This window comes from Acinetobacter yuyunsongii, from assembly GCF_041021915.1.
In the GTDB taxonomy this organism is placed as follows: domain Bacteria; phylum Pseudomonadota; class Gammaproteobacteria; order Pseudomonadales; family Moraxellaceae; genus Acinetobacter.
In genome coordinates, this window is sequence record NZ_CP157435.1 from 1,749,911 (window position 1) to 1,764,386 (window position 14,476).

Below are 14,476 nucleotides of genomic sequence, written 5' to 3' on the forward strand. Positions count from 1 at the left end.
ATTATTTTTAACAATTGAGTATGGATACTCAGATTTACGTGCTTTATGAAATTTATAGTGTGATTGGCAAGGACAAAGAGACCTATGAGTGATACGCAACAAAGACATAAACACCCCCATTTGTTGCTAAACATTGTCATCATTGTTTTAGAAACTTTTTTTTCATTCATTCTCACGCATGATGCAACTTTACGCTTGCAAGCGAAAAAGCTTATCGATGAAAAAGTTACCATTCGAATCAACAGCTATATTCCTTTTTTTGACTTTTATGTCCAATTTACCGAAAAAGGAATTTTATTTGATATGAAAGCACTAGATCGAAAAGTTGATCTAGAAATAAATAGCACACTCATCGATTTGATTAAAATTTTCGTATTTAATAATCAGCGCAGTATTTACAATATGCGTATTTTAGGTGATGCAAGACTTCAAGAAGATGTGATGGATTTAATCCCTCACCTCACACTCACGAGTATATTCGCAAATTGGAAACAATGGTTCAATGCATTTAATAATGATGCAGAAGCTATTGCGTCTCAACAACGAATCGCGCCATTGCTTGATAAAATCGACCAGCAACGTTCTGAAATCAACACCTTACTGGTTGAGGCAAAACAATACCAAAACCGTATTCACCGAATGCAAAAACGCCAGCGCCTAATCAATATTTGGTTTGCTGTATTGAGCTTTATTTTTATTGCCTTTTTTGTTTATACTATGTGGATACAATAATTCAAATATATTTCACTTTTCACACTGATAATGACAATTTAAAACTTGACTATTTTAGTCGGAATTAATAAGATTTAGACATCTAGTCTAACCATGTGTATCGAATCATGCGCCTTACAACTCGCGGTCGTTACGCAGTGACTGCTCTACTTGATTTAGCTTTGCAGCCAACTGAACAAACGATCACGCTTGCGGAAATAGCAGCACGCCAATCCATCTCAGTCGCTTATTTAGAACAGTTATTCGCAAAACTTAAGCGTCATGAGTTAGTTTCAAGCGTTCGTGGTGCTAACGGTGGATATCATCTTGCACGCAATGCCGCTGAAATCACTGTGCTAGAAATTATCGAAGCTGTAAATGAAACTGTCGATGCGACACGTTGTGACCATAAAGGTAACTGCCAAAATGGTGCAATGTGCTTAACGCATGACTTATGGCAAGAACTCTCCCACCATATTGCCGATTATCTCTCAAAAATTTCTCTTGCAGACTTAATTGCACGTGACAACGTTCAAACTGTTTCACTACGTCAAAACTCAGCAAGTTTAGATTCAGCCCTCCTATCGGTTACAGGTATTTGACATGAAACGTCCAATTTATCTTGATTATGCAGCAACAACACCAGTACTTCCTGAAGTTGCAGAACGTATGATGGAATGTTTAACCTTCGAAGGGACTTTTGGTAATCCTGCATCACGCTCGCATGCCTATGGTTGGCAAGCTGAAGAAAAAGCTGAATATGCACGTGAACAAGTTGCAAACCTAGTTAAAGCAGATCCACGTGAGATCGTTTGGACTTCTGGTGCAACTGAATCTAACAACTTAGCACTAAAAGGTATTGCTCAGTTTTACGGTTCAAAAGGCAAGCACATCATTACTAGTAAAATCGAACACAAAGCAGTGTTAGATACTTGTCGCGAGCTAGAAGAACAAGGTTTTGAAATTACTTATTTAGAACCTGAACCACGTACAGGTTTAATTACGCCTGAAATGGTGAAAGCAGCTTTACGTCCAGATACCATTCTTGTTTCACTGATGATGGTGAACAATGAAATCGGTACGATTACTGACGTAGAAGCTATTGGCGAGCTAACACGTGCGAATAAAACATTCTTACACGTTGATGCTGCACAAGCCGCTGGTAAAGTTGAAATCGATCTTTCAACCATGAAAATTGATTTAATGAGCTTCTCTGGTCATAAAATTTATGGCCCTAAAGGAATCGGTGCATTATATGTTCGTCGTAATCCACGCGTTCGCTTAAAAGCGCAAATGCATGGTGGTGGTCATGAGCGTGGTATGCGTTCTGGTACTTTAGCAACTCATCAAATTGTAGGTATGGGTGAAGCTTTTGAAATTGCTGGTAAAACTATGCAAGCGGAACAAGAACGTCTTCGCCACCTACGTGACAAACTTTGGAATGGCTTCCAAGACCTTGAGCAAGTGTTCTTGAATGGTCATCCGACTGAGAACGTTGCAAACTATCTAAATGTTAGCTTCAACTTCGTTGAAGGCGAGTCACTGATGATGGCATTAAAAGATGCTGCCGTTTCAAGTGGTTCAGCATGTACATCTGCAACTTTAGAACCATCATACGTATTGCGTGCCTTAGGTTTATCTGACGAGTTGGCACATAGTTCAATTCGTTTCAGTTTTGGTAAATACACAACTGAAGCAGATATTGATTACGTGTTAACAATTACCAAAGCTGCTGTTGAGAAATTACGTGAACTTTCTCCGCTTTGGGATATGTACAAAGAAGGCATTGACCTTTCAACAGTTGAATGGGCTGAACACTAATTTATAAGGTGCTCTATTGAGCACTTCATTGAAAAGTATGTTTTAACCCTCATATTAATATTAGGCTGACCCCGAGGTTTGGAGAAGCGACATGGCTTATAGTGAAAAGGTAATTGATCATTACGAAAACCCTCGTAATGTTGGTGTATTAGACAAAAATGCAAAAAACGTAGGTACAGGTATGGTCGGCGCACCTGCATGTGGCGACGTGATGCGTTTACAAATTCAAGTCGATGACAATGGCGTAATTGAAGAAGCTCGCTTCAAAACTTACGGCTGTGGTTCTGCAATCGCATCAAGCTCTCTTGTAACTGAATGGCTAAAAGGTAAAACACTTGATGAAGCTCAAGCAATCAAAAACATTGATATTGCGACCGAGCTTGCGCTTCCACCAGTAAAAGTACACTGCTCTGTATTGGCTGAAGATGCAATCAAAGCTGCGATTGAAGACTATCGTGGTAAGAAAGCGAAAGCTTAATTGATGACCGAAATAATATTGGAGTTTTCATGATCCATTTAACTGAAAATGCTGCGACTCACATCAGCAATTACCTGCAAAACCGCGGTAAGGGTGAAGGCATTCGTATTGGTGTGAAAACTTCGGGTTGTTCTGGGTTGGCTTATGTACTTGAGTTTGTCGATGATATCGATACACATGATCAAGTGTTTGAACAACTCGGTGTTAAAGTTTTTGTTGACCCTAAAAGCCTTGTTTATCTCAATGGTTTAGAGATGGATTATGTGAAAAATGGTTTGAATGAAGGCTTTGAATTTAACAACCCTAACCAAAAAGGTGAATGTGGTTGCGGTGAATCATTTACCGTCTAACTAGCAACACCCTCTTTCTTTTCGTCAAAACAGTGTGTTCCGCACTGTTTTAACGTATTTATTAATAGCGGAATTCATCTCCCATGAATCATTTTGAGTTGTTCCAATTACCAGAAGCACTCGATATAGATTTAGCAGCTTTAAAAAAACAATTTTTAAGTTTGCAACAGCAATATCATCCCGATAAAGCCACTGACAAAGATCAAGCATTGATCAAGTCGAGTGAAATCAATCAAGCGTATAAAGTGCTCTCACAAGTTGATAGTCGTGCTGCGTATTTACTTGGCTTAAAAAAACAAGATCATCACTTGGATCAGTCCATTAGCGATTTTGAATTTTTACAATCTGCACTCGAAATGCGTGAACAGCTTGATGAGGCCACCTCTACCGAGCAACTTCGCACATTAAAAGTTGAAGTTCAGCAATGGATTGACGGTTTAGTTCGTGAATTTAAAATTGATTTTGCTGAAGAAGATTGGGCTGAGGCTCGTGATACCGTTCGTAAACTACGTTTTTTTCAACGTGTAATGAATGATATTGATAAAGCTGAAGATCGTATGTTGGACGAAGAAGATAGCTTCGATCTCGATGATGATTTTTAATCCGCTGTTACCAAATATTTTCAAGGGATACCTCACGCATGGCACTTTTGCAAATTGCTGAACCAGGTCAATCTACTGCTCCGCATCAACATCGTATTGCGATCGGCATTGACTTAGGGACAACCCACTCTTTAGTGGCGACAGTGCTATCGGGAAAACCGAAAGTTCTGCAAGATGACAAAGATCGTGTATTACTGCCGTCGATTGTTCATTACGCAAAAGATTCAACGACGTTTGGTTATGAAGCCAAGCCGTTTATGATGACTGACCCCAAAAATACTGTTGTTTCAGTAAAACGTTTTATGGGTCGCTCACAAGCAGATATCAAATTCCAGCATCCGTATACACTTGTTGGTGCAGAAAATGAGATGCCAGCATTTGAAACTGCTGCTGGTCGCAAAACGCCTGTCGAAATTTCTGCTGACATTTTAAAACAGTTAAAAGATCGTGCCGAAGCAAGTTTAAAGAACCCTATCAACGGTGCAGTGATCACTGTTCCAGCATATTTTGATGAAGCACAACGCCAAGCGACACGTGATGCTGCTCAACTTGCGGGTTTAAATGTTTTACGTTTGTTGAATGAACCTACTGCGGCAGCTGTTGCCTATGGATTAGACCAAGATACCAACTTGAGCACCGATCGTAACTACGTGATTTACGACCTTGGTGGTGGTACATTTGACGTTTCTATTTTACGTTTCTCACAAGGTGTTTTTGAAGTTCTTGCGACTGGTGGACATACCGCGCTTGGTGGTGATGACCTTGACCGCTTAATCGTAAAATGGGCAAAAAAACAGCTTAATATCGAAACTTTAAGCGATGAAGAATATGCTGTTTTTGTTGTTGCAACGCGTCAAGCCAAAGAATACTTAACAGATCATGAATCTGCTGAATTAAAATTACTGGATGATCGCCTCACTTTAGATCGCCCAACTTTTGAATCGATTATTCAAGTTGCACTCGATAAAACCATGAGTGTATGTAAACGTGTACTGCGTGATGCTAAACTTGAACTCGATGAAATCGAACATGTGGTTTTAGTAGGTGGTTCAACACGTTCATATGCCGTACAAAAAGCTGTACGCGAATTATTTGAACGTGAACCACTCTGTACGATCAATCCTGATGAAGTCGTTGCAATTGGCGCATCTATTACCGCCAACCAGCTCATTGGTAACAGTCAAGATGGTTCATTATTACTTGATGTCACGCCACTTTCTCTTGGTCTAGAAACCATGGGCGGATTGGTTGAACGGTTGATTTCAAGAAATACCGCAATTCCAGTCGCACGCCGTCAAGAATTCACCACTTATCAAGATGGACAAACAGCGATGTTGATTCATGTGGTACAAGGTGAACGTGATTTAGTCGAGCATTGTCGTTCATTGGGTCGCTTTGTTTTACATGGCATCCCACCAATGACTGCTGGTCAAGCACGTATTGAAGTGACATTTCAAGTTGATGCGGATGGCTTACTGACAGTATCTGCGAAAGAAACCACTTCTGGTGTTCAAGCGCAAATTGATATCAAACCATCTTATGGTCTATCTGCAGCGGATACTGAACGCCTCTTGGTTGAAGGTTTCCAACATGCGGAAGAAGACAAACAATTGCGCCATCTGCAAGAAACAAAAGTGGAAGCACAACGTGAGTTGGAAGCTTTAGAACAAGCGTTAAAAGCAGATACCGATTTACTCTCTCAGCAACAGGCACGCGACTTAATTCTTGCTGCTGAAGCGTTAAAAGCTCGTCTAAAGACTGATGAGCTTGCAGCGATTGAACATGCTGTTCAACAACTTAAAATTCACAGCGATGCGTTTGCAGCACTTCGTATGAATCGACATATTGACCATGCCTTAAAAGGTACAAAACTTGAAGATTGGTCAAACTCAAACTAAAGGTATAGGTGATCAATATGCCACGTATTAAAGTTCTTCCTCATGCACTCATTTGCCCTGAAGGTGCAGAATTTGAAGTCGAACAAAACGCCAATTTATGCCAAAGCTTATTGAAACAAGGCATTAAAATTGAACATGCTTGCGACATGTCTGCGGCATGTACAACTTGCCACGTGATTGTTCGTAAAGGTTTTGACAGCCTTGAGGAAATGAATGACGTTGAAGCTGACTTGCTTGACCGCGCATGGGGCTTAGAGCCAGACTCGCGCCTGTCTTGTCAGGTTGAGATTGTTGATGAAGATTTAGAAATTGAAATTCCGAAATATACGATTAATCATGCTTCGGAAAATCACTAAGCTTTATCCATAAAAAAACTCCTCTTTATTAGAGGAGTTTTTTAATCTAAGTTTATTGATCAACATCACAATCATCAAAATATTGCCAAATAGACTCCACATGATCTCTATAAGCACCTTTATCTATAGGTAGATCATATAATATTTGCAAATCTGGATTATATTTAAGTAATTGCGCCATATTGGTCAATTGAATATTCTGCTCAAAATCCAAACTATTTTCAGAAAAATCATGTGCATCCACATGACAATACATTTGCCAATCTCCGCCTGCGTGAGATACCCAACGTATTGGCAATTTTCCATCAATAACACAAGAACACGCAATAACCCCTAAATATTGTGGGAATGCTTTGTATGCTTGCGGATTAAAATCTCTGGTGAAAGGCGTCGCATCCATCACTTCCTGATAGCCTGTAAATGTAATTCCTCGTTTCGCAAAGAAATTTTCAATATCACCATCTTGACGTTTTGCATTATTCAACCAGATTACTTGCCACTCAGTTAGACGTTCTCCACGATCAGCAGTAAATACGCCTGTTTGAGGTTCATTAATCCAACAGCTTTGACGTATCAAAACCAAAGGATGTTCCGCTCCAGCTGTTTTTTCGGAAAACTGTTGAGCATCTTCATAATTGGAAAATGCAGAATAATAATCTTGCCCCTCATATTCATCTAGCGCACCACGTTCTGGGTGACACCAAACTCGATATTCAAGAACATCATCATAAAAATAACCTGCACCAGACTTTACCAAAGCAGGATACTCACCCACCATGTTCTCATCAATAGCCAATGGATACTTTGAAACGAATGCAGACATATTTCAACTCTATAATTAATTATTGAATATTTTTATCTTACTTCATCATCCAAAGTCAGTTTTGGAATACCCTGAGCATTGGTAATTTTTTGTTGTGTTTTGATGCGCTGAACCATATTCTCCAAAATTTCAACCAATTCTGGATATTCATAATTCTGCACTTCCTCTAAGTTCAAAACCAGATGGAAGCCTTTATAATCGAAATCAAACCATTTTTGTGTATCGGATTTCTTACCTGTGAATTTTTCCATTACCTGCCACGTTTTAACAGGTCCTTGAATCCCTTTTAAATAAATTGGCACTTTCGGTACGCATAAAAACTCACCTTTGATCAGTTGGTGAGTGTCATCAGCAATCAAGATTTCATCAACTTCAGCAGCAGACTGCAAACGCGCTGCTAAATTTACATCTCGACCAACGATGGTATAAGCCATACGATATGAAGCCCCGTAGTTACCTACGTGACAATAACCCGTACTAATACCCATTCGAATGTGCAAAGCTGGATAGCCCATTTTCTTCCAACGCTCACGCAACAATTTCATTTGCTGACGCATTGCGATCGCCATTTCCACACATGACTTCGCATCTTGTTCAACACCCTGAGAATTTGGATCACCGAAGAAGATGAGAATCGCATCGCCCATAAACTTATCAACGGTTGCTTCATACTGTTTTGCTATTTCAGTCATATGACTTAAATAATCATTAAGTAAAAAAGCTAAATCATCAGGAATAAGGCTTTCTGAAAGCTCAGTAAACCCTTGAATATCAGAGAAGAAAATGGTTAATTTTTTACGTTTATATTCAATTTTAGCTTGAGCTTCCCCACGCATGATCGACTGCCATAATTGTAATGGCGCATATCGACTCAATTGGTTAGCAAAAGCAATGTAGCGTGTCATTTGGTTATGATAATGCTGACGCTGTTGGCCTAAAATATTGATTTTTCTATGTTGATAATAGTTACCAATCACAATAAACATCATCAAACCAAATAAACTAACAACAGTCAGTTCTGGATTTGTAGGCTCGAAATATTCTTCAGCAGCAAAAATTGTAAAAGTACAAAAGTAAAAAGTAAGAACACCGATCAGTCCGATTAAACACGCAACAGGGAGCGTAATTTTATTATTTAAACCAACATAAAGAAGCCCAAATAAAATCGTAAAAGTAGGAACTAAACTTAGGTGTAACCCTGCAAGTACAATTGCAACGATGACCGCTTCAAAAGCAAAGAGTACATTTTTTTCAGTATTTTTATCATATTTATACTGAAGCCATTTTTCTAATTTGGGACAAATAAGAAGATGGATCAATAAAAAAGGAAGGATGTAAAGCTGATAGTTAGCACTGGGAGAGGTAAACGTATAAATTACCAGAATAAGCGACAATATCGAATATCCCATCAAACGATGAAAATAAGCGAACTGTCTAGGTTCTTTATCTATAAACCTGTCTAGTGACACCCTACCCTCCTTCCTTGTTATAGAAGACTGTTTTTTATTCTATTTTCTAAATCAGTCCATACGCCAGTCAAATGGCATATCGCCTTGACCACGCAATGCAAGCATCAATGTTTGACGCATATGTGCGAGTACATCATTGCTATAAGGTACGGCTGGCGTTCCCCAAACTGGTTTAGGCCATGCAACATCATTTTGATAACGTACAACATGATGAAAATGCAGTTGTGGCACGACGTTACCGAGTGCTGCAACATTCATTTTGTCTGCACGGAATACGCGTGCCAATTGGCTCGATAACCAGCTTGATTCACGTAAGAATTGCTCTTGATCAGCTTGGCTTAACTCATATAACTCGCTAATTCCCGGTACACGTGGTACAAGAATCAACCATGGAAATTGCATATCATTCATTAAACGACATGTTGAAAGCGGAAAGTCGCCTACAAAAAATGTATCTTGAGCAAGTTGTGGATGCAAACTAAACATATCTTTATAAATGATGCATAATAATGATGATCAATACTATCACATCAGTTTTGATGTGAATATTATTAGTCGCCTGTTTGATTACAAATAACAATGATTTTCCTTATTTATTACATCGACATCAGACAAAAAGCAAATTCTTTGCTTAAAGGGAATCCAAGCTGTTCAATTCGTCAGCAAAAATATACTTTTCAACTAACTATGTAGCTCATTTAGCAATTTATTTAACAAATCAACAATAAACTGAATCCGCTTATCATACTCAACCAATTGCACTGTGACCTTCAAACGCTGTCCTCCTTCCATACGATAATAGGTTGGATTTTTTTGCATTAACTGAATAATGCTGATCGCCTGCACAGGTGTATCGGGCGAAAATTCGATATAACCGCCATTGCTATTGATATCCACTTTGGTAATACCCAGTTGCTCTGCCTTCAAACGTATTTGATGAACGCTGAATAGTTGCTTAACGGGTTGCGGTGGAATACCAAAACGGTCAATCAACTCCATACGGATGTTATCGAGTTTTTCCTGCGTATCGGTGTTACTGATACGTTTATAGAACAATAAGCGTTGATGTACATCACCCAGATAATCATCTGGAATCAGGGCTGGCATGTGCAGGTTGATTTCAGCCGTCAATGACAATGGTGCATCAAAGTTCGGAGTCTTGCCTTTTTGAATGGCTTTGGTGGCTTTTTCCAGCATTTCCATATACAGACTATAACCAATTGCCTGCATCGAACCACTTTGCTGCTCACCGAGTAATTCACCTGCACCACGGATTTCCAAGTCTTCCGTTGCAAGCATGAATCCTGCGCCCAATGTCGAAGCACGTTGAATAGCATCAAGACGTTTTTCCGCATCACCTTTGAGATGTTTTAGTGATGGAACGAGTAAATAAGCATACGCTTGGTGATGTGAACGTCCCACACGGCCACGCAATTGATGCAACTGCGCTAAACCCAGTTTGTCTGCACGTTCAATAATAATGGTATTGGCATTCGGTACATCAATACCCGTTTCGATAATGGTTGAACATACAAGAACATTATATTCTTTGTGATAGAACTGCTGCATGACCTGCTCAAGTTCACGTTCGCGCATTTGTCCATGTGCAACTGCAACACGTGCTTCTGGGACTAAATTACGAATCGTTTCTGCTGCTCTTTCAATGGTTTCAACTTCATTATGTAATAAATAAACCTGACCACCACGTAACAACTCACGCAAAATCGCTTCTTTAATTGAGTCATCCGTATGTTCTTGAACAAAAGTTTTGACGGCTAAACGGCGGGCGGGCGGCGTTGCAATAATCGAAAGATCTCGCATTCCAGAAAATGCCATATTCAGAGTTCGTGGAATCGGCGTCGCCGTTAGCGTCAGCATATCCACATCGGCACGTAAGGCTTTAATCCGTTCTTTATCACGAACACCAAAACGATGTTCCTCATCAACAATCATTAATCCAAGATTCTTGAATTGAATGTTTTCTTGCAGGATTTTATGTGTTCCCACCACAATATCAACTTTGCCTTCAGCTAAGTCTTCAATCGTTTTCAGATGCGTTTTATTACTACCAAAACGAGACAGCACTTCAATACGCACCGCAGTATCAGCAAAACGATCTTTAAATGATTCATAGTGTTGCTGTGCCAATAGCGTAGTAGGAACTAATACCGCAACTTGCTTGTTGTTTTGGACTGCAACAAAAGCTGCCCGCATCGCCACTTCAGTTTTACCAAAACCGACATCACCGCAGACCAAACGATCCATTGGTTTGGCAAGCTGCATATCATGGAGGGTTGCTTCAATCGCGTTGGCTTGGTCTAAAGTCTCTTCATAGGCAAAACCACTAGAGAATTGCATATACCCAGTATGATCGAGCTCAAAAGCAAAACCCGGTTTCGATTGACGACGGGCCTGAATATGTAACAACTCAGCCGCAACATCATGGATTTGCTCTAAAGCTTTCCGCTTGGCTTTACTCCATGTATCTGTACCTAATTTATGTAAAGGTGCTAAGTCAGGATCGCCACCACTATAACGGCTGATCAGGTGTAAATTGGTGACAGGCACATAAACTTTTGCACCATCTGCATAATCGAGCTGTAAAAACTCATGATCCTGTTGATCAATTTCTAAGGTAATTAAGCCTGCATAACGCCCAACACCATGATCGATATGTACTACAGGCGCACCAATACTCAGTTCGGTTAAGCTTCTAACAAGAAATTCTTCAGAAACTTCTTGCTGACGCTTACGACGTCGTTGTACTACCCGATGTTCATAGAGTTGATTTTCAGAAATGACTGAGAGTTGATTGCTGAGCACGAGTCCACGATCTAATGGTGCGCTTGTGATTGCAACTTGTAGCTTGTCTTTCTGAAATTGGACAAAACTCTCTACATTTTGAATTTCACCTAGAACTGAACGTAATGCATCTTTTAAGGTTTCACGCCGACCTGCACTTTCTGCTACCAATAAAACAGGATGTTTAACTTGGTCGATATAATGTTTAACTGCTTCAAAGGGCTGTTCTTTTTTAGGATCAACTGCAAGCTTTGGTGGTTGTTCTGCTGCAAGATTTAAAACACCTACTTTTTCGTCAAATGCTTCTGCTGAAGCTAAAATTCTTGGAAATTGGTTTAATGCCTGTAACACATGATTTGGCATTAAAAAAAGTTCTTCAGGCGGAAGAATTGGTTGGTCGATGTTATGACGGCGATCTTCATAACGACGAACCACTTCTTTCCAAAAATTGATTAATTCATCTTCAACTTCGTTATTTGTAATGACAACGCAATTCTTTGGTAAGTATGTCATAAGCATACTTTGCGCTTCCATCACCTTTTTCTCAAAGAATAAAGGTAAATAAAACTCTAATCCCGGTGTTGCAATTCCTTCAAGTACATCTTGATAAATTGGGTTTTTCTTAGGATTCGCAGTTGGAAAACTTTCTGCGTAACGATCTCTAAAGGTAGAACGTTCCTCTTTTAAAGGAAATTCTTTTGCTGGTAAAACAGTGAAGTTTTTTAAAGATTCAGTGGTTCTCTGCGTTTCTGGATCAAAAAATTTTAAGCTTTCAATTTCATCATCAAATAAATCAATTCGAATCGGTTGATCTTGTCCAGATGCATAAATGTCCATGATACTGCCACGAACTGCAAATTCTCCATGATCATAAACAGTATCAACCAAACGATAACCCGCCTGCACCAGTTGCTTTTTCTGTGCTTCCAAATTAAGTCGTTGACCAACTTTAATATCAAAGTGTTCACCAACCATCCATGAGTACGGTGCAACACGTTGCGCTAAGGTACTGGCAGAAACCAGTAGAATACCCTTTTGTGGCATATTCGCTAAAATCGCCAAACGTTCAGAAACAATATCTTGATGCGGAGACAAACGGTCATAGGGCAAAATTTCCCAATCAGGAAAAATCGTTGGTTTTATTCCGTAAAATTCAAGTTCACTTTCGAGCTGAGCAAGATGCTGATTATTTCTCGCAACAATCACATATAGATTTGAACTTTGCGTGGCAATTTCTTTAAATAATAATGCTGCTGATGATCCACGTAAGGAACCAATCCAGCGCTTTTCGCCTGCTTTGAATTGTTGTAGGTTGAGTTGAAAGATTTCTTGTTGAAACATAGAGAAAATCATGTAATCGAAAAGACAATGCGCTTAGTTTAGCATGGAGTTTTTTTAGGGATGTGAATTTTCTATTCTGTTTGAGATCCACTTAGGCTATTTAGCTTCTAAGACAATTGATCAGCTACCATATAGATCAATATATAAAAGAAATAACGAAACCATGAATTATCACAAAAGTTTTCCAGAAATAATCCGTATCCATAATAAGTATCAAAAATCCTTTTTATTTTAATCAATTATGTGATTTTAAGGCATTGTTTAAAAGAGTCTACTAAACAATGCCTTTATTTATATATCAAGATGCAAATTTCACATCAGGAAAGAAACGCTCTTCTACCATGTCATAACACCATTGGAAGATAAAGGTATAAACCAAAATACACATCGTTAGACCAAAATCTAAAATTAATGCATCAATAAAGCTCATCTTCATCATATAAGCAATAATTGGAATGGTCGCAAGCATCAAACCACCCTCAAAACCAACCGCATGCAAGATACGCACAGGAATCGTTCGTTTCCACTGATATTTATGTTCAACTTTCTCAAAATAATGGTTAAAAATCATGTTCCAAATCACTGAAATGATGGCCATGATTACACCTAGAATACCAGTCACCTCTAAAGGCATACTAAAAATAAAACTTAACGCAATTGCGATGATGACCAATAAGATCACTTCATAGCTAATTGCATGAATAAGTCTTCTTCTGGAAATCAACATTTTCTAACACTCTTTTATTTGGATACGCGCCATTTTATTTTTATAATTTTGATTAATCCAATCAGTTTCTTTCAATTTTTTTGATAGATTAGTTTTGACAGATGAATATTAATCAAGAACAACTTCTAATGTTTCAGACCGTAATCGAAACAGGTTCATTTTCGGCTGCTGCGCGGAAACTCGGCAAAGTTCCTTCGGCAGTGAGTATGTCAATTGCCAATTTAGAAATTGATTTGAATCTCAATTTATTCGAGCGAATTGGACGTGAACCTACACCAACACCTGCGGCAATGGTTTTATATGAGAAAACTCAAAAACTTTTGATTGAAATCAATCAATGGAAACAACATGCTCATGCACTCAGCGCTGGACTAGAGTTAACTTTAAACATTGTCGTGGTTTCTGAATTGCTACATACCAATTGGACCGATTACATTACCTTGCTTGAACAACATTTTCCAAATCTGACTATTAATATTTTTTCTGCTCCTCAGGAAGATGCTTTACAGATGTTACTGGATCAGTCTGCACAACTTGCACTGATGTTTGAACGAGAACAATTAGATAGTCGTGAACAATTTGTTGAATTAAAAAGAGAAGCTCTTGTTCCAGTGATTGCTCAAGGTCATGCTTTAGCCCAATTTGAGCAAATCTCATTTGAGCAAATGGTGCAGACACGCCAAATCGTGGTCGCTAGCCGTGACCATAGCATCAAGCCAGAACTACTATTTTCTAAAGATTATTGGCGTACAGACAACCATCACTCTGCGTGTATGATGATTCTTCGGAATTTAGGTTGGGGAGTTTTGCCCTTAGAAATGTTTAATGAAAACCCTAAATTAAAGAAAAAACTAAAAGTTTTGCAACTGTATGATTTCACCCCAAAGTTTGAATACTATGTTGATTTAGTCTGGAGTCGAGAAAGCAAGTTAGGTGTTGCTGCTAGATTTTTGATTGAGCACATTCGACAACAACGGCAACAACCTAGGAAAAGCGACTAAATTACTCAGATTTAAATGTATTGAAAGCGATGCTTTGCTTTCCTGTAGATTGTGCTATAAAGAAGTTATCCATAATTTTTTTTAAGTAAGAACGCTA

Annotated in this window: 14 protein-coding genes; 9 read left to right on the forward strand and 5 right to left on the reverse strand. The window is 38.9% G+C overall.

What is annotated here, in order from left to right:
- Positions 1 to 84: 84 nt before the first annotated feature.
- From ABLB98_RS08435 to fdx, 8 genes are all read left to right on the forward strand, one after another.
- Positions 85 to 732 carry a hypothetical protein gene (locus ABLB98_RS08435; RefSeq protein ID WP_348882433.1) on the forward strand — a complete coding sequence of 216 codons (648 nt, stop codon included), beginning with the start codon at positions 85 to 87 and terminating at the stop codon, positions 730 to 732.
- A 107-nt stretch (positions 733 to 839) separates the two neighbouring features.
- Positions 840 to 1,313 carry an Rrf2 family transcriptional regulator gene (locus ABLB98_RS08440; RefSeq protein ID WP_005160806.1) on the forward strand — a complete coding sequence of 158 codons (474 nt, stop codon included), beginning with the start codon at positions 840 to 842 and terminating at the stop codon, positions 1,311 to 1,313.
- Position 1,314: 1 nt separating this feature from the next.
- Entirely contained in the window at positions 1,315 to 2,532 is a 1,218-nt protein-coding gene (locus ABLB98_RS08445) for an IscS subfamily cysteine desulfurase (RefSeq protein ID WP_348882434.1), read from the forward strand.
- A 91-nt stretch (positions 2,533 to 2,623) separates the two neighbouring features.
- The gene (iscU, locus tag ABLB98_RS08450) at positions 2,624 to 3,010 is read left to right on the forward strand and encodes a Fe-S cluster assembly scaffold IscU (protein WP_348882435.1); all 387 of its coding nucleotides are present in this window, start codon (positions 2,624 to 2,626) and stop codon (positions 3,008 to 3,010) included.
- A gap of 29 nt (positions 3,011 to 3,039) precedes the next feature.
- The gene (gene iscA, locus ABLB98_RS08455; RefSeq protein WP_004661460.1) at positions 3,040 to 3,360 is read left to right on the forward strand and encodes an iron-sulfur cluster assembly protein IscA; all 321 of its coding nucleotides are present in this window, start codon (positions 3,040 to 3,042) and stop codon (positions 3,358 to 3,360) included.
- 83 nt (positions 3,361 to 3,443) lie between these two features.
- Positions 3,444 to 3,962 carry a Fe-S protein assembly co-chaperone HscB gene (hscB, locus tag ABLB98_RS08460; RefSeq protein ID WP_004758242.1) on the forward strand — a complete coding sequence of 173 codons (519 nt, stop codon included), beginning with the start codon at positions 3,444 to 3,446 and terminating at the stop codon, positions 3,960 to 3,962.
- 38 nt (positions 3,963 to 4,000) lie between these two features.
- Positions 4,001 to 5,860: a Fe-S protein assembly chaperone HscA gene (hscA, locus tag ABLB98_RS08465; protein WP_348882436.1), complete on the forward strand. Its 1,860-nt coding sequence runs from the start codon at positions 4,001 to 4,003 to the stop codon at positions 5,858 to 5,860.
- A gap of 17 nt (positions 5,861 to 5,877) precedes the next feature.
- Positions 5,878 to 6,216, forward strand: a complete 339-nt coding sequence (fdx, locus tag ABLB98_RS08470) for an ISC system 2Fe-2S type ferredoxin (protein WP_004661453.1) — start codon at positions 5,878 to 5,880, stop codon at positions 6,214 to 6,216.
- Positions 6,217 to 6,268: 52 nt separating this feature from the next.
- Here fdx and ABLB98_RS08475 read toward each other — a convergent pair whose 3' ends face one another.
- The 5 genes from ABLB98_RS08475 to aceI all read right to left on the reverse strand — a co-directional run bounded on the left by ABLB98_RS08475 (position 6,269) and on the right by aceI (position 13,378).
- Entirely contained in the window at positions 6,269 to 7,039 is a 771-nt protein-coding gene (locus ABLB98_RS08475; RefSeq protein ID WP_348882437.1) for a hypothetical protein, read from the reverse strand.
- 32 nt (positions 7,040 to 7,071) lie between these two features.
- Positions 7,072 to 8,508, reverse strand: coding sequence for an adenylate/guanylate cyclase domain-containing protein (locus tag ABLB98_RS08480; RefSeq protein ID WP_348882438.1), 1,437 nt, complete (start codon positions 8,506 to 8,508; stop codon positions 7,072 to 7,074).
- 51 nt (positions 8,509 to 8,559) lie between these two features.
- Entirely contained in the window at positions 8,560 to 8,994 is a 435-nt protein-coding gene (locus ABLB98_RS08485; protein WP_005160827.1) for an HIT domain-containing protein, read from the reverse strand.
- 195 nt (positions 8,995 to 9,189) lie between these two features.
- Positions 9,190 to 12,651, reverse strand: coding sequence for a transcription-repair coupling factor (gene mfd / locus ABLB98_RS08490; protein WP_348882439.1), 3,462 nt, complete (start codon positions 12,649 to 12,651; stop codon positions 9,190 to 9,192).
- 298 nt (positions 12,652 to 12,949) lie between these two features.
- Positions 12,950 to 13,378 carry a chlorhexidine efflux PACE transporter AceI gene (gene aceI / locus ABLB98_RS08495; RefSeq protein WP_087536854.1) on the reverse strand — a complete coding sequence of 143 codons (429 nt, stop codon included), beginning with the start codon at positions 13,376 to 13,378 and terminating at the stop codon, positions 12,950 to 12,952.
- 101 nt (positions 13,379 to 13,479) lie between these two features.
- Between aceI and ABLB98_RS08500 the strand changes: the two genes are divergently transcribed.
- The gene (locus tag ABLB98_RS08500; protein WP_348882440.1) at positions 13,480 to 14,379 is read left to right on the forward strand and encodes a LysR family transcriptional regulator; all 900 of its coding nucleotides are present in this window, start codon (positions 13,480 to 13,482) and stop codon (positions 14,377 to 14,379) included.
- The last annotated feature ends 97 nt before the right edge of the window (positions 14,380 to 14,476 follow it).